Consider the following 22759-nt stretch of genomic DNA (forward strand, 5'->3'; position numbering starts at 1 on the left):
TTTAATTAATAACTTTCATAAGGTATGCGATTTGTAGAAGAATTGAGAATTTCTGATAATTTTTGTAATTGAGTTTGGGCAATTAACGCTTCGTGTGCTTGTTGAATTTTACTTTGTATGAAAGCTTGCAGGGATTCATCGGTTAAGAGTTGACTAGATGGTAAACTTAAAGACGTATAGCGATTATATAAATCAGCTTGATTTTGAACTATTTCTGCTTCAGTGATGGCTACTGTCATACTTCCCATTCCTATGGGTTTACCAGCACCGACCTTTAAGACTAGGGGATAATTTTTATCTTGCCCTAAAGCAATCAGTAAAGCTCCTAATTCTTCTGGTTTGAGATTTTTAAAATTTAATTGAGTGCTAAATTCATCATTTCTAAATGCTACTTGTACAGGAATCCCGTTATCTAAACCTTTGTCGATGGAATTTTTCATATTATAATAAAATTTCCAACCAACAGTTTTACCATCATTATTATAATATGCCTGATTTTCATCAGGTCTAGGTCGCCAAAGATTAGGCATAAAACCAACTTCAGAACCTGTCATTTCACAATGAGCATCTTGAATTGTTATTAACCCTTGCCATCCCCATTTTTCACCAGATGCACCAAAAACTATACTAGCAGGACAAAGTTGATTTTTTTCCTTGGCTGGTAGACGTTCTTCTGGGTATTCATTGGGCTGTTTGGGATTAACTCCAACACGGCTATTAGTAATAGCCTCATACACTGAACGAATACAACCTTTTAAAGAACTACCTTGGATTAATAGTTCGTTGTCATTACCTTGAACCATTGTTTTGATTAAAGGAATGTCTGCTTGATTAATATCCTCACCCAACAGCACTACACCTGTTGATATATGCAGTGTTGTCTGGACTGTTAAAGTTAGAAATAAAGTGCCATGTAAATGGTTTGGTAAATATTTATGGTGTCCAGGCGGTTGATTTTGGGTTGGTGGTGTTGTAGGGAAATAAACAAAATCGTATGGTCTGGGGCCACGTTCTTGATTTGAACCACCAAAATTTTGAGAACGGGAAGAATTTCTAGCCATGTTATTTTTTGATAGTTAATGCAACAAAATGTACAGTAGCGGTGTGTTTATCTCGGAAGTAACGTTGAGCAATATTTTTGATATCTTCAGAGTTCAAATCTTTAGGAAATCGCGTTTCTGTAGGTGAATGCAATAATACATTCTGCTCTATAATTTCCCAATTACGCTTAATAGGACGAAAACTATATTGCTTATTTTGAAGCTGAAAAATCGGTGCTTTATCTTGAGAACTGAGAAGTAACACCTCATATTTACCTTGTTTTTGCTGCCAACGTACTTCTAATATGGAATTAAATAGCTGTCCTTGTGGACTGGGGAAAGTTTCGTCAAGATTTTTTTGCAGGCGAGCGCGCACATCTGCTTCTAAGCTAGTATATTCAGAATCTTCCGCACCTAGTCGCCAAAATCCTCCTACCCGATGCGCCCAGCGTAAAAAGTAATAACTCGGTGGAGTAGAGAATTTTTGCAGTAATTTAATTAATTCTTCCGCCGATAGCGGTTGCTGATTTACGCCTACGAAGCACATACCGCACCTCCGTTTTGCAGCAAGTGACTCCAAGCCACAACAGCTTTAGTAAATAAATCTCGAACACCATTCTCACCATCCCAACGCAGTTCTACACCAAATTTAAAGTCCATTGCTGTTAACGCAACATTTTTTACTTCTTGTTTTTCTGTGTCGTTAGTTGGGAAATTGTAGGGGTTGGCGTTATCACCTCGTAGAAACTTTCCAGCCCCTAAAAGATAAATTTTATCCCAAGGCGTTGAACTGCCAAATGAGTAAATTTGGTTGTTATCGTCCAATGTGCAGCCAGGATACTGGACAACAGCACTGTTGTACTCTAGACGAACTACACCCAAACCCCGCGATTTGGCAAACCCAATACCAAACCAGCCAGCATTTAAGTCACGCAATACCAATGCAATTAATCCCAGCTGGGCGAGGGAAAAGTTTTTTAGGTGAATTTTGGTCTTAAACGCGCCAGCAGTACAGACTTGATAATCAAAGGGCCCGTGTGCTACTGAACCAAATACTCTATCAATGGCGACACCGTTACGTTCTTCGATTTTGAGTGGGACTGAAGTATCAGGATAGGCATCTTCAATGCGGAAACGGCTGGCGATCGCAATATTACCAAATATCTGGTCAGTAAATGATGATTCTTTATATATGGCGGGTGCAGGTAATTTCTTTTTTACCCCTTGTTCAGCTTGAGGATTTTCGTATAAATAATCGTATTTATCTGTATCCAAAGGATTGTTCGCCCAAACCAGTTCCGTATTAGATGGTTTTTCATATTCGGGATGACCTACCGTTCTCACAATACGTTCAGCATGGGCGCGAATTGCACCTTTAAGCGAACTACCAGGTAAATAAATTATGGATTTACCATTGTGAAAAGTTTCGACAAATTCCATCTGGGGTTTAGTGGGGTCTGCACCTTCCCGACCAGATTTAATCAAAATAGGGCCATCTGGAATAATTGTCAGGTCAATTGTGCAGTGGTTAACAAATTGCTTGTGCATGATTCTAGTGAGAAGAAGTTGCTGTAGTGTTAGTGCGTTTTTGAAGTTCGCTAGAAAGATGATTAATAAAAACGTCAGCCCAAGCTTGTTTTAAAGATTGAGTATCAATATCAGAAGAAGCAGAATTAGAACTATTATTAATCAAAGATTTGAGATAGTCTTGTACTTTCTTTGGGTCTGTTTGTGGTTTGTAAGTTTTATCTCGTTTGTAATTTTCATCTCGGACATCAACCCAGTTCATCTTCTTAATTATCAGCTTGACAACTCCTAAGCCGCGAGAACGTCCGCCACCAAGGGGAATTTGTTCCGTTTGAAATTGATGTAAGCCAATCATCAACATTCCTAATTCCCATTCTTCGGCATTTTCAATCACTGCATGAAATATAAAAGGAGTCCCGGCTGGTACAACTTGAAAGTCATAAAGTTTGCTATCACCAGCAGTTTCTGTATCTCTATCAATCGCAACACCATCACGTTCTTGATACTGACCAAACCAATTGTCGTCAGGTTGGCTGACTGTTAAATCACGAATTTGAAATTTACTAGCCAGCCAAGGTGAACCAAATAGTGAAGAAACTAAATCAGTGTTGTTGAGAATATATTCGTGTAATTGAGCTTCCTTTTCTTGTGGGGTTAAATTTTTGATACGCTCTTTAACACTAGCCATTTCATCTGGAGGAATTGACCATTCTGTTTCCTGGGCTGGGTTAGCAGCAAAATCATGATGAATTCCCCGCAAAAAACTTTCCAGCCGTGAACGTAATGCACCTTTTAAACTCGAACCGGGGATTAATGGTCTATCAAAAGCATCTTTAATAACTGGTAAATCAGACCCAATTGGTTCTGTGGAACGTCCAGCACTGATTCTCAAAGCTGTAACAGTTTCAAGAGTACCGATAATTTCTAGACGATTTTTAAAAATTTCAAACATAGTTTTTACCTAAGATTAACTTTAAGATTTATTACTGTTATTGGCATTAATGTACTTAAGACGACGAGAACCATAACCAAGATAACGGCGGGTTAATTCTAACCGAACAGATTTAAATTTTTCTATATAGTTGACTTCTTCGACAATTTTCTTAGCTTTCTCATGAAGTAAATTATCAATATCATTAATAATTCTTTGAGCAATTGAATTTTCTCCTACGCCCCATTTTTTGTCACGACCTAACTGATAGCGCAAAAAATTCTTGATGACTTCAATACTTTCTGTTGTATCAGCAACGTGCATTAAATTGCGATATTGGGCTTCTTCTAAGTTTTTACATGAATCTTTATTTTTTAAAATTTTCTCAATAGCTATAACTAAATCATCTTCGATTTGACGAATCTCTTTTTGAATTTTGAATTCTTTTTGTTGTATCTCTCTTTGCTGCTCAAATTTTTGTTGCTGTTCAGTCAAATCTGTCATACTGCATCCTCCCGAAATATTTGATGAAACTCGTTGCAAACTTCTACTTGTCCAAATCCTTCACAGGTGCGATCGCCTACACCCCGCAACTCTAAACTAGAGAGTGCATCCTCCCACAACTGTCGATTTTCAGTGCTAAATAAATAAACTGACCCTTTATTCGTGACAAGTTCAACATCTTTCATCAAACCCCAAGCACTATTCCAACCAGAAGTGTAACTATAACTACTGTAAGCTGTGTGGAGTTGTAAGCTAGGGTCCTCGACAGATGCAAACTGCCGGAGCATTTCTGGTAAAATCACTGTAGTACGCTGCCAATCTTCAGTCAAAATTGCATCAGAGTGCAAATTAAGTGTAAAGAAAGTACAATTGCTAGTTGGGTTAGGTGTGCGAGTGCCAAATGCTTCAGACCAATTTTTCCAGCGTTTATGTAATGCTTGATTAAATTGGGGTAAAAGTAGCGAAGAGAGAATTTGCCGCCACGCGACGGCTGAAAATCTTACCCAGATTAGGTTTCAGAAAAAAAAATCAAGGAGACGCAGCATCAATTTGTAATCGCTCGTTCATATCCAGTCGAAAAGTGCCGTAAGGGTTAACATGTACCCAAATCAACGGTGATAACGCCCGGAAATCTTCTTGTCTCATCTGCTTCATCCAAGTGGCTTCTGCTAAAACCCTTTGAATCATCAGCGTATTGATGTAAACAAGGCTGATTTGCAGCAAATGGAGGCACAAAACCGATAATTCTTGTTCATCTAGGCGGTTAGTAGCAATTTCACTGTTTTTGCCGTAAAAAATAAAACCATTAGCACTATTCCAGTTTTCCACCACATTCAGCCCTTCATTAATCTCACGTCGTAAAGCCTCAGAGTTGAGGTAGTGACACAGAAATATAGTTTTCACTGCTCTACCTAGCTCAGAAAGTGCCTTTTGTGTTGGATGTTGAGGAGAAGAACGGCTAAAACGTTTCAAAATCGTGTCTGCTTCCGCCGTTCCTAAACGTAAAGCAGTAGTATATTTAATCATCTGGTCATACTGCTGGCGAATCAGTTCCCAATCAATCGCTTTAGTCAGTACAAGTTGTAAATTAGGAAAATCTTGTTTTTGTCCAGCACTTGGTAGATATAACTTTTGGGAGCCGATGCGCTTGATCCGAGGCATCAACTCAAAGCCCAGTAAACGGCAAAAGCCAAAGGCAATTTCATTTTGACCGTGGGTGTCTACATAGTTTTTCTTTACTTTCATATCAGTGCAATGCCGTAGAAGACCCTCAATCATTGCTGCCACTTCCGAAGAAGAACAAGTCTTAAGCTGAGAGTAGATGCAGGCAGATTTTTTCTCAACGTGCCAATAGATCATCACTCCCCGACCTCCGTAGCGGATATGCCATTCTGTCATCAAATTTTGATCCCACGAGCCAAACTTTTTGGAATCACTAGCACACGCTGTCGTACCTTCTCCCCAAATTGCTACCTTACGAACATTGAAAGTAGCATTTACAACTTCTGCGATAGCATTACGCAAGTGTTCTCGGTGAATGTAGTGCTTTTTGACATAACGCAGATCATACTCTAAGTCACTGTTAATTCCTCCGCACATACGCTTGAGTCCAGTATTACTACCCAATCCATACAAACACAACAACAATCGTCGTTGTAGGGTTTCTCGGTCTAGGTTAGAACGCACACCCGTATTCTTGAAATGATTAGTAAAACCAATCCGCAGGTCGGCTTCTTTCAACATATCCAGCAAACTGGTCAGGGGCCAGCGTCTTTCTATCTCACGTTTAAGTTGCAAGATATTGAGTGGTTCTGGCTGTGCTTCTAGAGGAGAGACGCTAATCCAGCCATTTTTCTTCTTTTGAATCTTGACTTTAGTATTGCTGGGCATTCCTTTATCCAGCATTGTTAAAGCCTGAGTCATTTCCTGCTGGAGTTGGCTGATAAAAGTGAGAGCATCTAATGGTTGCCCTAAAGCCAAGTAGTAGGTTTCTCGATGTACTTCAAAGTCTTGGGGCAAGTCTTCTTCTGGGTTACAGTAGCGTTTAGCCCCAACTACCCAAATTTCCTTGGAGCGCAGCTTATCTCGCAGTGCCTGTAGCACGCATATTTCATAATTGACCCGATTTACCCGTTCCTGCCCATCCTTGTCCTGTTCCAAAATCAGGTGGCGTTGCTCCTTGGAGAGAACACCATTGATGAACAATTCCTCACCGATTGCATAGTATCGCTGATTGCTGGATTGGTATCTTTTAAGCAATGACAAAGCAGAAATTACTGGGCGGTGCATATCATTATTAGAGCGAAACTCTAGTGTGGATAGCAGTTGAGGAACCATGCGCCGATAGTGATGCAGATATGATGAACGCATCACTGTGTAAACCTTTTCCTCATATGTAGGACTGTTAGATTTATATTCTTTGACTACCGCTTGCAGTGTTTTCGGGCTAACTACTGGGTAAACAACATCCTTAACAGGTTCTTCTGGACGTTCGAGTGAAGCTTGAGCAATTTCAAATAACAAGCGTGGCTTACCATCCACCTGTTTAAATTCCTCAATAAGTTGTTTATCCACCCGCCGTTCGGCATTAACATAAATGCGGTGGATAATTTGAATGAGCAACTCCACCAAACTGTCGGTAATCTCTTGGTTGCGTTGCCAGCAGAAGGCTGCCACTAATGTGTAGCGAATTTTCGCAGGATGACGACGCAGTTCGCGGGGTGTTTCTGCGCTAGCCCGCCGACGGTAGTGAGTAATAATTTTGGGGGGAACATTAGCAAACAGTTTGGTCGGTAGTCCCAAATCCCGGATACATTCAAGTTTGGAGACTTCTTTGAAGATACTCTTGAGACTGGTACGACCGGGGTCTGTTTTGAGGAAATTGAAGACCGACTGTTTAAATTGGCTCTGGTCATCATCTAGAGCATCTTGAGTATTGAGAAGGGCATCCATTTTGGTCAGCGTTTCTGATTCAATTTGGTTGAAGATGCCAGCACAGAATTCTTTTTCAGTAGTGACGACCGCAGACCGAATCAGCCGTTCTACCGCTTCGGGTATTGGTGGTTCTAACTTTAACTCCCGTAAACGTTGATACACTGCTGCTTCTAATGAGGAGGCTTGACGGTCGTATGCCAAGACAAATTCGCACAACCAAGCAATCAGTTCTGTTTTGTCTTGTGGGTTGAATTCTCGAAAACCAAAGAATTCACGGATTTCAGCGCGATGACGTTCAATAGTGCGTCCATGAAACGAGTATTCACCATATTGTTTTGGCGATACGGAGAGAAGTCTCGCAATGTAAGAAACAATCTGTTTGGGAACTTCCTGTTTGGTGCGGGGGAATTTTGCTTCCATCTGGAAGAATTTCAGTAGCACAGCAAAGCCCAAGCGATTTTCCTCACTTTTATTTGACAGCAGTGCCATTTCTGTTGGCAGGAGCGTAAAATTTTCTACCAGTTCTTCTGCATCCCATTGACGTTTCACTCCTTACCGTTCCTCACCCTAGTCATAGGATACAAAAGTTTATCTAATTATCGTATCAGCTAAAGTATAAGTTATTTGATACACTAAAATTGAACAGTGCAGTACGGGTTTGAGACCGACAAAATCCAGAGGGTTTAATTGGTACAAAGAGTTGCCATTTATTGCCGAGTTTCTACAACTGATCAGTCCTGTCAGCGACAAGAACGGGACTTAGTAGAGTATGCGGCCTTGAGTGGCTATCAAGTGGTTGGAGTTTGGAAGGAAACAATTTCTGGGACTAAAAATAGCCGTACCGAGCGATCTGTTGTGATGGCGTTAGCTCAAAGTCATAAAATTGATGCCATTCTGGTAACGGAGATGACCCGTTGGGGACGCAGCACCATTGACCTGATTGAGACGTTGCAGTCACTCCATAGTTGGGGTGTTTCCTTAATTGCTCAAACTGGATTGCAATTTGATTTGAATACACCACAAGGCAGGCTAATTGCTCATTTAATGGCATCCTTGGCTGAATTTGAACGGGATTTGGTGCGAGAAAGAGTGCGTTCGGGGGTGGCGGCGGCTAAAGCACGAGGTCAAAAATTTGGCAGGCAACCGGGACAACGGGTGAAAGCAGACAAGTTAGCCCCCAAAGTTTTGCAGATGGTGCAAACTGGTTACTCCTACCGCAAAATTGCTGCTTCGCTACATCTATCGAAAACAACGGTCTTAGATATTGTCAAACGACATCGACTTTCGTCAAATGCAGCTAAGGACAATCAGACAAATTTGATATCTAATCTTGAGCAAGCAACTATGGCTTCAAAAAAATCTGCAAGTAATCAAACCGTTTACCAACTCAAAATCACCCTCAAGAACATTCGACCCCCTATTTGGAGAAGGATACAGGTATTAAGTTCGACGACGCTTGAACAGCTACATCTGATTGTGCAAGAGGTAATGGGCTGGGATAACTATCATATGCACCAATTTTCCATTGCTGGCATTGATTATGGTCAAACTCAAAGAGAGTTTAATGTGCGTTCAGAAAAGACTGTAAAGCTAAGTCAGGTGGTTAAGAGTGAGAAGTTCAAATTTTCTTACACTTACGATTTTGGAGATAGCTGGGAACACGAAATTTTGGTAGAAAAAGAACTACCATCAACTCCTAATACAAACTACCCCATATGTATCACTGGGAAGCGTGCTTGTCCTCCTGAAGATTGTGGTGGTTCTTGGGGCTATGCAGAGTTACTGGAAATTATTACTTCACCGTCACATCCAGAATACGAAGAGAGGATGGAGTGGGTAGGTGAAAGCTTTAATCCAGATACCTTCGACATCAATGAAGTTAATCAAAGGTTACAAGAATTCAAATAATTTACTGGTATCTCCAATAACATAACAGTTTTGGTAGGTAAATTAGCTTTTTTTTCTGAAATGCTTTCTAGATATGCTTTTCAGCCATTGCGTGGCGGCAAATTCTCTCTTCGCTACTTTTACCCCAAGTTCGCCAAATTGAGCGCGATAGATACAAAAGACTGGTAGCTGAGATATTTGTTAACAATCGCTCTGTGAACCTGACGATGGTACAAGAGGGACAAGCTGTGGTGTATCGGCAGTATCTCAAAGGATGTGCCAATACTAAAGACCAATTCCTCCAGGCTGAGGCCAATGCTAAAAGTCAAAAGCTGGGCTTTTGGAATCAATCGCAGCCCGTGATGCCTTGGGATTTCCGGCGAGGGAAGAAAAATACTCAGCCTGCAACCACGCAAACACAAGTCCAACAGTGCGATCGCTCTTATCCCGATTTTTGTATTCCGCCGAACTCGCCAGATTTGGATTGCCGTGATATTTCTTATCGCAGATTTAGAGTGAATCAACCAGATCCGCATGGGTTTGATAGGGATAGGGATGGGGTTGGTTGTGAACGGTGATTACATCAAGAATATTCCAGCTAGAAACTGCTTCAAATAATGCTAATTGCCATATTAATCAAAAATTTACTTAAATTGGAAATAAAACAGTTAAACTAGCTTTATAATCCAAGTTTTCCCCAGCTACATACTAATGTTATAAATTCCTTACTATAACTTTAACTTTTTCTTGGCTAATTCCTGATTAATGCTGATGTATTTCTTTGTTTTTCAGGAGCAAACTGGATTAAATAATAAACCGTACAAATCATAATTTACAAAAATATGAATTTCATAAACAAAGCACTTAATTTAGCTGATACGCTCAGAGAAAAAGTTCAAGAAGCAGCAAATGGTGTAGAAAATGTAGTTGATGGGATCAAGAATACTACTGTAGAAATTACCACCTCAAGCATTAATGCAGTGAATGATTTACCAAAAAAAATGGGTCTAAAGCCTCGCCCTTTTAGGGCGACTTTGATGATGTTATAATGTTTGCGTAGAAGTTTTCCACGTAAAATGATTGTTTTAGAATTCAAAGCCAAAGGGAAAACAACTCAATACAATGCCATTGATGAGGCGATAAGAACGGCTCAATTTGTTCGCAATAAGAGTATCCGTTTTTGGATGGATAACCGAGGTGTAGGGCAAAAAGAACTGTATCGAATAGCCAAGTCTTTGAGGTCTGAATTCTCATTTGTGAAAGCTTTGAACTCTAGTGCTTGTCAAGCATCTATCGAACGGGCTTATAGCTCTATTGCTCGTTTCTACGACAGCTGCAAAAAGTCTGTTCCGGGCAAAAAAGGATATCCAAAGTTCAAGAAAAATTCTCGCTCAGTGGAATACAAAACGTCTGGGTGGTCACTTTCTCAGACTAGGAAACAAATAACATTCACCGACAAAAAGGGTATTGGCAAGCTAAAACTTAAAGGAACGTGGGATTTAAGCTTCTACCAATTAGAACAGATAAAACGAGTTAGGTTAGTCCGCCGTGCTGACGGGTACTATGTTCAATTTTTGATTAGTGCAGACAACAAAGTAGAAACACAACCCACTGGTAAAACCATTGGTTTAGATGTTGGACTAAAAGAGTTCTACACAGATAGCAATGGATATAGTGAACCTAACCCAAGATTTTATCACACGGGAGAGAAACGCCTCAAGTTTAGACAAAAGCGCGTTTCTCGCAAAAAGAAAGGCTCTACCAGCCGTAAGAGAGCTATTAATAGGTTAGGGCGAGTACACCTCAAAATAAGTAGGCAACGTGAAGAACACGCCAAGAGAGTGGCGCGTTGCGTAATCCAGTCTCACGATTTGGTAGCCTATGAAGATTTGAGGATCAAGAATTTAGTTAAAAATCATTGTCTCGCTAAATCTATTAATGATGCTGGTTGGTATCAATTCAGAAAATGGTTGGAGTTTTTCGGAGTGAAGTTTGGCAGAATAACTGTTGCGGTTAACCCTGCCTATACATCGCAAGAATGCTCTAACTGTGGCGCAATGGTCAAAAAATCTCTATCAACCAGAACTCATGCTTGTGAATGTGGTTTCGTCATGGATAGGGATTGGAATGCGGCTATCAATATTCTGAAATTAGCCTTGAGTACCGTAGGTCATACGGGAACTTGGGTCATAGACCCGAACGCTTCAGGAGATTCGACCTCTACTCATGCTGGAGAAATCCTGTCTGAGCAAGTTGGGTCAAAGATTGAAGAATCTCCGCCCTTATAGGGCGGAGAGTGTCAACGTAGATGTTAGTGCTTGGTTCGAGTGGGCAAGGTGGCAGAGGATCGCGCTGGCGATATCAGGTCAGGAGATGATGCTGCGGCTTGGGATGCAGCCATGAACTGCTTCAAAAAAAATAGCTATGGCTATTCCTTTGAAGAAATAATCAAGAAGAAAAATATCCATACAAGTTCTTCATTTAAACTTCAGATAAATGCTTCCGTAAATTTACTATGATATTGTTGTATTTATCAGTAGTTTTAAAGTGGCCTGCTGTTTAATACAAAAAAATAAATCCTCAGCCAGCAATTTATATTATTTAAACAGAGAATAAAACAATGAAAACTACAATAAAAGTTGTTGGTATACTAGCCGGGAGTAGCTTACTTATTTCTAGCCCAGTACAAGCAGTAGATTTAAATTTTAGTACTAACCCTTCTTCTTGGACTACTTTTGGAGATGTGAACTTTTCTAGCTCTACAGAAGCACTTTTGTCAACAGATGCAAACGCGGATGATGACTTTCAGTTAGGTGCAATCAATGGACAATTCAACTTTTCAGGTCAGCCTGCAAGAGAAGTTGGTTTTGTTAGTCCTAACTTAACTGAGTTCTTGGGAATTAATGCAGACGCACTAGATATAAATGGTGTTGCTTTTGAAGGTTCGGCTATTAAGCTGACTATTAATGTACAAGCAGGCGAATATTTAACGTTTCAGTGGAACTTTCTGACAAACGAAAATTCTTCTTTAGTTAGTGGAAGTAATCGCGGTTCGCTGAACGACTACAGTTTCTTTTTGGTAAATGACCAAATCCAGAGACTAGGAAATATTGATGATGCACAAGTATCTAATCCTAATTTCCCCCTTTCGTTTGCTCAAGAAACTGGAATTAAAACTTTTCAATACACTTTTAATAATTCTGGGATATATACAATAGCTTTTGGAGTAGTTGACGTAGATGATTTCACTGTCTCATCTGCTCTTTCTGTGAGCAATGTTGTTCTGGAACGTAAGCCAACTGGTGAACCTGTACCTGAACCCAGTTCTGTTTTAGGAATTATTATAGCTCTAGGTTTCGGTGCTTTATCTAGAAAAACTCAGAGTAGTAAAAATAATAATCAAGTTTGATAATTTTCTACTTTTAGCGATCGCCTGATATTTTTAAGTAGGTAAAAGATAGATTTCTGCACCAGCTAGATGGCTTTCTAAGCGTTGCTGAATTTGAGCTAATGCTGTTGTGCGTAGGCGCAAAGCGACTTGTCGATAGACATCGCTTGCTTCTACTTGTAATTCAGGTAATCCTGGTACAATAGCCACTGTTCTACCATCAGCTTCTTGCTTGACAATAACATTTACTAATACTTCGTTATTGTCTTGGTTTTTATTTGGTGATGTTGCAGATGAAAAGGAATTCATAGCATTTTTTTCAGTTTATGCTCTTTCATTGTAAATGAATCGGCAGAAGTACCGGGTTTAAAATGGCGATCGCTCCAATTCTGCACAAGCTGATCATGGCGATCGCCTATATTCCTCGTAAGTACAAAACGCGATCGGCTGCCATTTTTATTAAGGTGAGTTCGACAGCGATCGTATTCTAGACTCACCAAGTTTTAATCATGCGATCGCCACTCCAAACATCCGAAACAAATGGGATCGCACTACATTAATTTAAAATCAAGTAGTGATCGCATCTTACATATTTTCATACAAAAATGCGATCACCTTATGAAAGTAGAACTAACACCGATTCATCGCACGGATCGAACTTTTTAAATTATGGCTCTACTTTTCTGGATGGTACTTTTGGACCAACTCGCGTTCCAGTTCTAGGGTCGAAATCTCCTAGATGATTTTTTCCTCTAGGATCGTATATTTCAACCGTACCCTTCTTTGAATCCCATTCATATATTTTCCCTTTTCCATCTAACCATCGCTCACGCTTTCCACCGCCACCTTGTACGGGCGTTTTACTTTTTGCTCGCTTAGTACCAGGGAATGCTGGTAATGTGTCTTTTATATCATCAGGTGGAGAACCAAAACGTCTATTCTCAAAAATTGGAGGAGATGCTGGAAATGGAGAAGGTGGAGCAAAAGGAGGTAGTGGTGGCGGAGGTGCTGGTGGAGTAAAAGGAGGTAGTGGTGGCGGAGGTGCTGGTGGAGTAAAAGGAGGTAGTGGTGGCGGAGGTGCTGGTGGAGTAAAAGGAGGTAGTGGTGGCGGAGGTGCTGGTGGAGTAAAAGGAGGAATGGGTCTCTGAGGTCCAGGAGTTGTTGGTATATCAGCTAGTCCTTTTGCAATATTAATTAGAGCTTGTCTTAATGCAATACGTAAAGTTGCCAACGCGACAACAGGAGCAACTCGTTGTATCAGGAGTCTATATTCAGCAGCCGCAACATTTCCACTGGGGTCAATCAGATTGACCGGATTGTTATGCACATAAGTATACTTGTGCAACGATTGGGGGTCATCAAGAAACCCTTCAAACGAGTCCTTAGAAATAAATTGCCCATTTTCCGGGTTATAGTACCTAGCCCTCAGATAATAAAGGTCGCTATTTTCGTCAAACTGCTCCCCAGTAAAGCCAAAATCATTATCTGTATTGCCCTGTTGCCCTATCAACCGACCAAAGGCATCATAAATATATCGGTCAGTTACATTACCATTACTATCGGTCAACGCATTTACAGAACCCAACCCAGCAGCATGATGAATTGATGCCTGACCCTGTTGGTCTTGGGAAATTAAATCCAGTCCGCGAACATAGGACTTCTCGATTGTTCCATCGGGTTTATATTCCTCAACAACCTCAGCGTATGCTTCTTCCGTATCAACCAAATAGCGTGTTTCTTCCCCATTAACAATTACCGCAACCCGATTGCCATCAGCGTCATAACGGTATTCAATACGCTGTGTTCCTTGCGGGGTTACAATGTCTGCACTAATTAATCGTCCTTGGTCGTCCCATCTGTAGTTTACTTGATCTGTGCCGTTAACCTTAACAGTTAGCGTACTGCCGTTGTCATCGTAGGTATACTCAGTAGTTTGACCATTGAGGATTTCTCTGAGCAATCGGTCATTGTCATCGTAGCTGTATGTCGTTAAACCTTCACCTGAGTCATTGCGACTGAGGCGATTACCTACCGCATCATAGGTATAACCAATCGTGCGATTTCCGGCAGTTGGATCGGAAATTGCTTCTTGAACTAGACGATAAAGTCGATCGTAGGCGTAATTAACCTGTCGTCCGTTTGCTTCTGTTACAGCTAAACGGTTTCCTGCTAGCCCCAAAGTGTATTCATAACCAGCAATTATACCGGATGCTCCCCTTTGCTCCACGGAAACAAGCCTATCTAAGCTATCGTAGCGGCGAGTTTCTACTGTATTGTTGGGTAATTCGGTGCGAACTAAGTTACCAACTGCATCGTAAACATATCTAGTAACACCTCCACTGCGATCGCTGACTGTTTGCATTCGATTCAGGGCATCGTAAGTATAACCAACTGTTCCCGCAGGGGTGGTTAGAGATGTGCGGTTCCCTGCGATGTCATAGGTGTAACCAATAGTTCTACCATCTACTTCGGTGCGTGTAGTTAGTTGGTCTCGCTCGTTGTATGTATAGCTAGTTACACCTCTGCTATCCGTCACCGTTGCCCGTTGCAGTGTTGGCGTATAGGTGTAATTAACAGAGGTTCCATCTGCAAAACCTTCTGTAATTATTTGGTCGTTGCTGTTATATCTGTAAGTTATTGTTTTGCCGTTAAAATCCGTGACACTGGTAACATTTCCCACAGCATCGTAGGTTTGGGTAGAACGTTGACCCAAAGGTAGTATGGTGGCAAAACGTTGACTAACAGCATCATACTGGTAAGTAGTTGTGTTCCCTTTAGCATCCTTCTGGCTAATTAGGTTTCCTTCCGCATCATATCCGTATTCTGTACGCTGACCAAGGGCATCAACCACAGCCGTTAGTCTATCGAGGGCATCATATTCAAACTGAGTAGTAATACCAGCTTGGTCTGTTTCTGCAATTACCCGATCAAGAGCATCATAGGTGGTAATTGTTTTTGTGCCATCGGGGTAGCGAGTTTCTACAACGCGACCTAATGGATCATAAACAAACTGAGTAGCACGGTTGAGAGCATCAGTAATAGTTACTACTTGTACATCTGCGTCATAAGCATAGCGGGTAGGATTATTTAAAGCGTCACGGACGAGGATTTGACGATCAGCTGCATCATATCCGTACTCGGTGCGATTTCCTCGCTCGTCAATAAAACCAATTAGACGACCAGCCGCATCATATTCACGGCGGATTCTGGGGTTATCAGTCAGATTATCTGGTGTACCGTCAGGAGCGATGGTTTCAAATAAGCGACCCAGACCATCATAAACAAAGATAGTTGTCCGACCACCCCTATCTGTATAACTTGTGCGCCGTCCGTTAGCATCATAGGTAAATCGCTCGGTTGTACCATCAGGGTAGCGATTTTCCGTTAACTGTCCTTGGGTGTCATAGCTAAATTCTCTGCGACGACCTAAAGCGTCAATTGTCGCTGTGCGATCGCCTAGTGCATTGTACTCAATTCGGCTAACATTACCTAAAGCATCGGTAACACTAATGGGACGACCTTCCGCATCATAAGTAAAGCGAGTAGTGTTACCCAAAGGTGTAGTAATGTTCAACAAGTTCCCATTACCATCGTAGGTCATGCCAGTTTTCTGGTTGAGCGCATCGATGATACCTGTTATGCGACCTTGGCTATCATACTCATACTTGGTTGTCTGGCTTTGAGGACTGGTGACGGTTGTAACATTCCCCCTAGCATCGTAAACGTAAGTAGTAATGTTTCCGGCTGCATCCCTTTGGCTAACAAGATTACCTTGGCTGTCGTAAGTATTTTGAGTTGTGTTACCAAGGGGGTCAGTGACCGTTACAACTTTGTTGAGGTCGTTATAGGTGTAAGTTGTAGTTTGGTTTAACGGATTGGTTTGGGTGAGGAGATTACCTCTGCTGTCATAGGTATAAGTTGCTGTATTGCCCAGTGGGTCTTTTAGGCTCAGGAGATTATTATTGGTATCATAAGTTCTTTGTGTAACACCACCCAATGCGTTAATTTCACTGATGATATTCCCGCGACTGTCGTAAATCAGCGTTGTTTTATTACCTAACCCATCGGTAATAGTTTGTACGGAAGCATTGGTGTCAAAGCCAAGATTAGTTACATTCCCATTGCCATCAATAATCCTGGCTAACCGTCCTTGCTCATCATATTCAGTCCGTACACCCTTGCGTCCTAGTGGGTCAATAATCTCAGTTAAGTAACTTGGGAGTTGAGTATCGTAGACAAACTGAGTTGTACTGTTGTTGCGATCGCTTACACTAACCAAGTTACCCTGAGCATCATAATTGTAGATAATCCCTTTACCAGCCGGATCGATAATCTCGGTAATCCGCCCTTGGGCATCTCGGTTAAAATTGACGGATTGACCAGTGGAACTGAAAATTCCCGCATCAGTGTAAGTTAGCTTATTACCATTGCGGTCAGTGACATCTAAAAGCCCCTTGTACTGGTCGTAGCGGTAAGTAATCCCTTCCTTAGTAATGAGACGATATTGTGAGGGGTTGTAGGTAAAGCCAAACAGATATAGTCCCACAGAACCATCACTACGAACACTCAAAGGTGTGTAGTCTACTTCCAACCTGTCATAAACACCAGCATCTGGTGTAAATGTGGGTTTGTAACGCACACCCAAGAATCCAGCGAAGTCAGGGACAGGATTAAAGGTAAAACCTACCCGACGACCATCAGGTGTAGTTAAAGTAACGCGAGTACCAACTGTAAAGGAGTTACCGCCAAAGAAATTATCACGACTTAAATCTATCCCTGTGGGTGCAGCTTCCTGAATTTGAGCATCTTGTAAACCTAAACTCCAACCGTAACCAAAGTCACCAGAGAATTTTGCATCCAGACTGTCGTAACGGCGTTGAATTTCAATGGGGATACCCGTTAAGGGAATAGATAAATCGGTAAATTCTAAGGCGAAACGTCCTGGTTTATTTTGGGAGTTGATGCCTAAAACCACACCTTGAACGTTGGCATTACCGCTATAGTCTTGAGTATAAACCCTGATGTAATAGCTATCGTTACGATACAAATTGGGATCTATCTGAGCCAATACGCCATTATCAACATTAGCCCTTCCTTCGGCAATGGTGATGTAATCCGGGTCATTAGCTGCGGGATTACTCAGGTTAATCAAGCTAACAGGTGCAAGTTCAACCCGGTAAAATTCCAAATCTGGATCATTAATTGTTCCGACAATATCAGTAAGTTCACTAATCACGGGATTGAGGGGGTCAAATCCACTCAAGTCAAGTTCCGTGATTGGTGCTTGTGTATCATTGGGGTTAATTACTCGTACAGAGATAGTTTCTGTAACTGTATTACCTGCAAAGTCAGTAGCTGTTGCTACTACTTCAAATACCCCAGTTGTGTTGGGGGTGATAGAAGCAGTATTAATTAAGCCATTAGTAACAGTATCAGGGGTCAGAACCAGGGAATCACCGTTAAAAGAAACGTCTAAATCAGCCAAGCCAACGTTATCAAGTCCCTGGATTTGTAAGTCTAGTGTTTCTCCCAGTTTTAATACCGTACTGTTGAAGCCGAAATTGATTTGAGGAGCTTCAGTGTCTTCAGCTAAGTCTCTAACTACTTCTACTCTATAAATCTGAGTATCAGCTCCACCTCTGCCATCACTGACTGCAATTTCTAACGTAAATTCCCCAATTTCTGTTGGAATCCAAGTAATTTTTCCAAATTCGTCAATTTCCATCCCATCAGGGAAATTGATTAAGCTGTAGGTAAGAGAGTCTGCATTAGGATCTGTTGCTTCTATCTGATATTCGTAAGTTTCTCCTAGCGCAATACTGATTGTTGGGGTAGAAGTAATAACAGGCGGTTGGTTATCGGAACTTTCAACAATATTTAAGGTATAGTTCTGGACTGCTTCACCACCTTTACCATCATTGACAAGGATTTCAACTGTTTCCTTATTCTCAGTTTCCAATACAAGTCGCTGAATTCCCGCATTACCGCTAAAGGCGAAAAGATATTCGGCTGCTTGTGTTGTGTTATTAGGGTTAGCACTCAAAAGAGCAAGTCCGATGGAGAAGAAATCACCACTAGCTGCATTAATAGCAGCGATCGCTGCTTCATTGAGTTCAAATTCTAGGATTTCGCTGGTATTTCCCCCTGTTGCCACATCAAAAGTACCATAACTTCTGCCAGTACCTAAATCCTCATAAATTGCTGGTGATACGTAAGAACTTGTATAGAGTGTATTCGCATCGGTTGTAACTTCAAATAACCCCAAAGTTTCAATTGGATCTCCACTGGTACGATTTTTTTGCAATTGCAACTTAGCAGAAGTAACTTGGCTACTCAAAGAACTCAGATCGAAGCTAACAGCACTGCGGAATAAAGGACCTACTGGTAGGTTAGAAAAAGTCCTAAATCCCTCACCTACAGCATAGTCACCGATTGAACTTCCAAAATTAATGCCTTGATTGTCATCCGTGAAACTTGCTTGATTATCTATGCCAGGTCTGATTTGACTATCAGAGGTGTCAAAATTGGACGTAATAGCTGTTATTGGCGGTGTATAAGAAATGCGACCCGTTTGAGGATCAATAACCATTCCCTGTGGGGCTTGATTAAGGCTAAAAGTAAGCGGATCTCCATCAGGATCGTTTGCCCGTACAAGATATTCATAAGGTTGACCCACAACTGCTTCTATAATGGGCGTTGAAGTAATAATTGGGTCTTGATTTATGGCAATTTGAACATTACCAAAGTCAATATTTTCAACAATTTCTCCTGCTTCTAGTTGAACAGTATAGAAATCAGGGCTAGCAATACTTCCCGGTAATACTTCTACACTAATCAAATCGAATCCCGGAGAAGTTCCTCTATTATCTAAACCTTGTACCCTAACAGCTATTACTGGTTTGGTAAAATTAATATCTGCTAAATCAAGAGAAACCAGTCCTCGTTGGTTGATTGTACCAAGAAGTTCAAAATCTATCCCATTACTACTAACAAAAACATCAGCAAATTCATTCGCTGAATCTATAGGATCGAAACTGCGAATGAAAATATCATCCCCTGGCCCGTCAATTATAACTTCATCCGTAAAACCAACAGTGACGTAAGAACCTAGCGGTAAAGCTAACCAGTCTACTTCGGGATTACGACCAATAATAGGGCTTGGTGGTGGCGCACCTAAAATCACCTCTGGGTTGACTGGTTCAACTGTGTATCTTCCATTACCATTAAAAGGAGAACCAGATGGTAAGCCGCCTGTAGAACCATAAGGTTCTATTAAAGGAGAAGGCGCATTACCGCCAGATACAAATTCTAAAATAATATCGGCATAACCATCACCAGTCCGAGTTACATTCCTCAGAGGAAATGTTTGTTCAAATCCATCTGGTATTATTTCACGAACAATGTAAGTTCCAGGTGCAAGGTTGTTAAATTCATACTGCCCTGTTTCATCAATATCAAGGGTGCTGGGGTCATCTTGTGCCGTGATTTGGACGGGTTCTCCAGGGTCAAGTATGCCATTATTATTAATATCTAAATAAATACTAACCCCGGCTAAACCAGGTTCTAAAACACTTCTACTGCCTTCCCCAATACCACCAAACGCATCTAATATGTCATCAATAGAAGTAAATTTTGTGCCATCAGGGTCAATCGTTTGAATCACACTCAAAGACGCATCATTACCTACCCCAAAGGCAGACAAATTAAATCCTTGTGCCTTTAGACGTTCTACCTCATCAACAATTGATCCACCCCGGTTCTGTTCTCCATCGGTTAAGAAGATTACGTTACCATTACCTGCTTGTGTTCCAATAGAAGCAAAGGTTTCTTCCACTTTTTGTAGAGCAATTTCTGGGTTAGTTCCAGTAAAGTTACCTACACCAAATGCTCCAGAGCGAATAGAGCGTAATATTTCCTCTACATCGGTTGTCCCATCACTATTACTATCTGCTCCAAGTGTGGTGGTTATCTGTAAACCATTTGTACCTAAGTCCATGTCTGCATTAGCAGCAAACCCACTATACACAACAATGGCCACCTGCGCCCTATCTCCCAGTTCTTGACTATTCAATTGTTGGTTAAGAGCAATAAAGGCAGCAATTTCTGCATCTAACCTCGTATTTTCTAAACCATCGCCATTAAAGTCACCAATGGGAGAACCGACAAAACCAAAATCTGCACTCCCTGATACATCTAAAACGTAGACAACATCAGGATTAGATCCTTGTACCAGTTCATTATCTCTAACCCCATTCCCGTTTAAATCATTCCATTTAATACCTCTAATTGTTCCGAAATTAGCAAAAGCCGGAACTTCTACCGTAAAAGTTTGGATATCTGTTCCACCACGACCATCGCTGACTTCTACTGTAAATTCATAAAACGGCTTTAAATCTGCTGATGGGGTAAAGCTTAAAACTTGATTCTCATCAATCTCTGTCCCCAAAGGCGCATTCAGCAGCGTATAGGTCAGATCATCTCCATCAGGATCAGTGGCTTCAATTTGATAAGTGTAGGCTGTTTGTTGGGTAGTATCAAAGATGCTTTCAGGGATGCTAGTAATTTCTGGTGCGCCGTTAATTCCTTCCCTGGTGAAAAACTGCTGTACTCGCCCTTGATTTCCGGCTGCATCTACTGCCACTATCGTAAAGGGTGCTTGGCCTGCCACTGGCATGGGAACATTAGTAAAGCTAAAATTCCCCTGACTATCCGCCGTGAGCATTTGTTGGTTTTCTAGCAACGCAACTGTTAACCCTGGCTCGGTTTGTCCCACCAGAGCAACGAAGCGATCGCTTGTCATCCTGTCTCCTAATATTCCTGTATCACTTTCGGGAGCTAACCCAAATGTTACGGGTGGAGGTGTCAGATCAAGGGTAAAGCTTACCGTTACTATCTCAGATGCTTGCCCAGTGCTACTGCTGGCTTTTAATTCTAGGGTGTATTCTCCATCTGGCAATACACCATTACTTAAGACATCGTACTGTTCTAAAGAGATGGTAAAACTACCGTCTTCATTCAGGGCATCGCTAATATCAACAAAGCCATTACCGTTCAGATTACCTTGTAAAGTGGTGGCATCTGTGATCTGTCCACTAACAGTGGGATCTTGAGTGAGGCGATCGCTGTCACTGACTCCTGTATCATTGGCTAAATTAGCTTGGATTTGTGGTAGTTTTCCCGGATTAGGAATGAAGTGACTGGGATAGCTACTTAAGTCATTGGGCGTGACGTTTTCTACATATATATAAGGTCTAGCTGACAGTGACCCTGTACCATCACTGTCTATGAGAATAATTGTGCCACCTGTATAAGTGCTGAACTTGATGTAACCATCCGCAATGGGATTGAGTCCTTGATATCCAAAACCATTCAATACTTGACTCAAATCAATGACATCTAAGCGCAGTTCAAAATCTTTGATGGTATCGCCTGCATCTCTGATGCTTTGATAAACGAAGATATCCGCACCCAGCCCACCTGTAATGATATCAGCACCAAACCCGCCAATGATGCGATCGCTCAACGGTGTACCTGTTAAAACATCACGTCCGGCTGTACCAATAATTTCGTTAACCGATTGTTCTATTAACAGGGTTTGACCATTAATTGTGACTATGTTATGGTCATCTTCTGCTTTGATTGCTTGTAGTCGTTCTGGTGTTAACTCAACGCCATTAACAATAGCAGCAAATAACTCTCCTTCATCTCCAGGAGTATCAACCGGATTTAATTGTGAATCTATATAGTGTCCGAGTTCTTCAGTGAGAACTGTGGCGATCTCATTTGTAGGGTTCTGTTCTACAAATTCTTGTGCCAGATAAATTGTATTTGTCTGCTGACTAAAAGCACCTTGAGCTTGGAGTTCCTCACCTGTAACAACTTCTATTGCTGGTAAGTTCTGTCCCTGAGCTAAATCTTTAATCAGGGTTGTGGCTGTTTCTGCTTGCCATCCTGAGCCAAAGGCTACTTGTAAGCTGTCAATATAATTTGGTTTTTGCAGAAAATCATCAAAAGATTGACCCACCTGTAAAAGTGCGAGGTTGATAGCTTCCGTATTAACTGCTGGTGATGTTCCCCGCAGAGGATCTACGAGCGGATGTAACCCAGAGAAATTAGAGTGAATAGCGAAACTTGGTGCTAGGCTTGTGGGCGTAAGTGACGGAATCTCTAGCTTTTCAACTCCCAATAGACCAGAAGGCAGTCCTCCCAATTGTTCAGGCGACGGAAATAAAGATTGATCCAAAAGTGGATACTGAAAATCGAGGTAGGAGTTACCTTGGCCAAAAACGTTAAATTCGTTATACATTGGGGATTCTCACTCTAGTATCTGGTTACATCGCTATGAGACAGCGTTTACACTTTTTTTGATACTGTTTGATTGATGGGTAAATCCGAAAAATTGACCTAATCAGCTTTTCATACTTATATGTGTACAAATAAATATGAGTGCGAGTTGGCGCGGAACAATAAAAATTATACTGAGTTAGTCGCACAGCTTTTACTAATTTTCCGTAAAGAATATGTAAACAATCTAGTAACTGCTATCAA

Annotated in this window: 13 protein-coding genes and 3 pseudogenes; 7 read left to right on the forward strand and 9 right to left on the reverse strand. The window is 41.3% G+C overall.

Annotation, left to right across the window (positions count from 1 at the left end):
• Positions 1-5: 5 nt before the first annotated feature.
• The 7 genes and pseudogenes from L6494_RS27670 to L6494_RS27700 all read right to left on the reverse strand — a co-directional run bounded on the left by L6494_RS27670 (position 6) and on the right by L6494_RS27700 (position 7485).
• Positions 6-1061 carry an RAMP superfamily CRISPR-associated protein gene (locus tag L6494_RS27670; RefSeq protein ID WP_237996420.1) on the reverse strand — a complete coding sequence of 352 codons (1056 nt, stop codon included), beginning with the start codon at positions 1059-1061 and terminating at the stop codon, positions 6-8.
• 1 nt (position 1062) lies between these two features.
• Positions 1063-1587, reverse strand: a complete 525-nt coding sequence (locus L6494_RS27675; protein WP_237996422.1) for a hypothetical protein — start codon at positions 1585-1587, stop codon at positions 1063-1065.
• Complete coding sequence (locus tag L6494_RS27680) at positions 1575-2588, reverse strand: RAMP superfamily CRISPR-associated protein (protein ID WP_237996424.1); 1014 nt, start codon at positions 2586-2588, stop codon at positions 1575-1577. Before L6494_RS27680 ends, L6494_RS27675 begins: the two co-directional genes overlap by 13 nt.
• 4 nt (positions 2589-2592) lie before the next feature.
• Positions 2593-3519: a type III CRISPR-associated RAMP protein Csx7 gene (csx7, locus tag L6494_RS27685; RefSeq protein WP_237996426.1), complete on the reverse strand. Its 927-nt coding sequence runs from the start codon at positions 3517-3519 to the stop codon at positions 2593-2595.
• 21 nt (positions 3520-3540) lie between these two features.
• Positions 3541-4002, reverse strand: a complete 462-nt coding sequence (locus L6494_RS27690) for a hypothetical protein (RefSeq protein WP_237996428.1) — start codon at positions 4000-4002, stop codon at positions 3541-3543.
• Positions 3999-4451, reverse strand: a pseudogene (gene csx10, locus L6494_RS27695) (type III-D CRISPR-associated RAMP protein Csx10); the annotation flags it as partial. The pseudogene csx10 and the gene L6494_RS27690, both read right to left, overlap by 4 nt.
• A gap of 79 nt (positions 4452-4530) precedes the next feature.
• Positions 4531-7485 carry a Tn3 family transposase gene (locus L6494_RS27700; protein ID WP_237996429.1) on the reverse strand — a complete coding sequence of 985 codons (2955 nt, stop codon included), beginning with the start codon at positions 7483-7485 and terminating at the stop codon, positions 4531-4533.
• 138 nt (positions 7486-7623) lie between these two features.
• On the opposite strand from L6494_RS27700, the pseudogene L6494_RS27705 reads away from it, so the two are divergent.
• From L6494_RS27705 to L6494_RS27735, 7 genes and pseudogenes are all read left to right on the forward strand, one after another.
• Positions 7624-8226 (forward strand): annotated as a pseudogene (locus L6494_RS27705) (recombinase family protein); the annotation flags it as partial.
• A 147-nt stretch (positions 8227-8373) separates the two neighbouring features.
• Positions 8374-8844, forward strand: a pseudogene (locus tag L6494_RS27710) (plasmid pRiA4b ORF-3 family protein); the annotation flags it as partial.
• A gap of 173 nt (positions 8845-9017) precedes the next feature.
• Positions 9018-9401 (forward strand): thermonuclease family protein, encoded by a 384-nt coding sequence (locus L6494_RS27715; protein WP_237996937.1) that lies wholly within the window; start codon positions 9018-9020, stop codon positions 9399-9401.
• 264 nt (positions 9402-9665) lie between these two features.
• Positions 9666-9872 carry a hypothetical protein gene (locus L6494_RS27720; RefSeq protein WP_237996431.1) on the forward strand — a complete coding sequence of 69 codons (207 nt, stop codon included), beginning with the start codon at positions 9666-9668 and terminating at the stop codon, positions 9870-9872.
• A 27-nt stretch (positions 9873-9899) separates the two neighbouring features.
• The gene (locus L6494_RS27725) at positions 9900-11111 is read left to right on the forward strand and encodes an RNA-guided endonuclease InsQ/TnpB family protein (protein WP_237996433.1); all 1212 of its coding nucleotides are present in this window, start codon (positions 9900-9902) and stop codon (positions 11109-11111) included.
• A 48-nt stretch (positions 11112-11159) separates the two neighbouring features.
• On the forward strand, positions 11160-11342 hold the full coding sequence (locus L6494_RS27730) for a hypothetical protein (protein WP_237996436.1): 183 nt from the start codon (positions 11160-11162) through the stop codon (positions 11340-11342).
• A 101-nt stretch (positions 11343-11443) separates the two neighbouring features.
• On the forward strand, positions 11444-12232 hold the full coding sequence (locus tag L6494_RS27735; RefSeq protein ID WP_237996438.1) for a PEP-CTERM sorting domain-containing protein: 789 nt from the start codon (positions 11444-11446) through the stop codon (positions 12230-12232).
• 33 nt (positions 12233-12265) lie between these two features.
• Here the strand turns inward: L6494_RS27735 and L6494_RS27740 are convergent, their stop codons facing one another.
• Both L6494_RS27740 and L6494_RS27745 read right to left on the reverse strand, forming a co-directional pair.
• Positions 12266-12520: a hypothetical protein gene (locus L6494_RS27740; protein WP_237996439.1), complete on the reverse strand. Its 255-nt coding sequence runs from the start codon at positions 12518-12520 to the stop codon at positions 12266-12268.
• Positions 12521-12878: 358 nt separating this feature from the next.
• Positions 12879-22517 (reverse strand): colicin E3/pyocin S6 family cytotoxin, encoded by a 9639-nt coding sequence (locus L6494_RS27745; RefSeq protein WP_237996442.1) that lies wholly within the window; start codon positions 22515-22517, stop codon positions 12879-12881.
• Positions 22518-22759 lie beyond the last annotated feature (242 nt).

This window comes from Nostoc sp. UHCC 0870, from assembly GCF_022063185.1.
GTDB lineage: Bacteria > Cyanobacteriota > Cyanobacteriia > Cyanobacteriales > Nostocaceae > Trichormus.

What these genes read in the sequence shown, in the direction of transcription:
- L6494_RS27745 (WP_237996442.1), bottom strand. Translation starts at nt 22,517, where the DNA reads ATGTATAACGAATTTAACGTTTTTGGCCAAGGTAACTCCTACCTCGAT.
- L6494_RS27735 (WP_237996438.1), top strand. Translation starts at nt 11,444, where the DNA reads ATGAAAACTACAATAAAAGTTGTTGGTATACTAGCCGGGAGTAGCTTA.
- L6494_RS27690 (WP_237996428.1), bottom strand. Translation starts at nt 4,002, where the DNA reads ATGACAGATTTGACTGAACAGCAACAAAAATTTGAGCAGCAAAGAGAG.
- L6494_RS27675 (WP_237996422.1), bottom strand. Translation starts at nt 1,587, where the DNA reads ATGTGCTTCGTAGGCGTAAATCAGCAACCGCTATCGGCGGAAGAATTA.
- L6494_RS27670 (WP_237996420.1), bottom strand. Translation starts at nt 1,061, where the DNA reads ATGGCTAGAAATTCTTCCCGTTCTCAAAATTTTGGTGGTTCAAATCAA.
- L6494_RS27680 (WP_237996424.1), bottom strand. Translation starts at nt 2,588, where the DNA reads ATGCACAAGCAATTTGTTAACCACTGCACAATTGACCTGACAATTATT.
- L6494_RS27725 (WP_237996433.1), top strand. Translation starts at nt 9,900, where the DNA reads ATGATTGTTTTAGAATTCAAAGCCAAAGGGAAAACAACTCAATACAAT.
- csx7 (WP_237996426.1), bottom strand. Translation starts at nt 3,519, where the DNA reads ATGTTTGAAATTTTTAAAAATCGTCTAGAAATTATCGGTACTCTTGAA.
- L6494_RS27740 (WP_237996439.1), bottom strand. Translation starts at nt 12,520, where the DNA reads ATGAATTCCTTTTCATCTGCAACATCACCAAATAAAAACCAAGACAAT.
- L6494_RS27720 (WP_237996431.1), top strand. Translation starts at nt 9,666, where the DNA reads ATGAATTTCATAAACAAAGCACTTAATTTAGCTGATACGCTCAGAGAA.